General features: G+C 71.5%; 1 protein-coding gene. It reads left to right on the top strand.

Annotation, left to right across the window (positions count from 1 at the left end; genetic code table 11):
* On the top strand, positions 1-449 hold a 449-nt coding region (locus GTY56_RS31780; protein ID WP_202511007.1), incomplete at both ends, for a cellulose binding domain-containing protein.

The raw sequence follows: 449 nt of genomic DNA, 5'->3' as shown, positions 1-449 counted from the left end.
CAGAAGGTCACCAACGGCTGGAACGCCAAGATCAGCCAGTCCGGTGCCGCCGTCACCGCCGCCAACGAGTCCTACAACGGCACGCTCGCCACCGGCGGTTCGGTCGGTTTCGGCTTCCAGGGCACCTACAGCGGCAGCAACGCGATCCCGGCCACCTTCACCCTCGACGGCGTGACCTGCAACGTCGACGGCGGTGGCGGCCCCACCGACCCGCCGGACCCGACCGACCCGCCGACCGGAACCCGGGTCGACAACCCCTACAGCGGCGCCAAGGTGTACGTGAACCCCGAGTGGTCCGCGAAGGCCGCCGCAGAGCCGGGCGGCAGCCGGATCGCCAACCAGCCCACCGGTGTCTGGCTGGACCGCATCGCCGCCATCGAGGGCGTGAGAGACGGCATGGGGCTGCGCGACCACCTCGACGAGGCGCTGCGCCAGAAGGGCTCCGGCGA

The organism is Streptomyces sp. SID5643, assembly GCF_009872555.1.
GTDB lineage: Bacteria > Actinomycetota > Actinomycetes > Streptomycetales > Streptomycetaceae > Streptomyces > Streptomyces iakyrus.
Note: the sequence above shows the minus strand (reverse complement) of the source record. Positions and strands in the feature narration are given on the sequence as shown.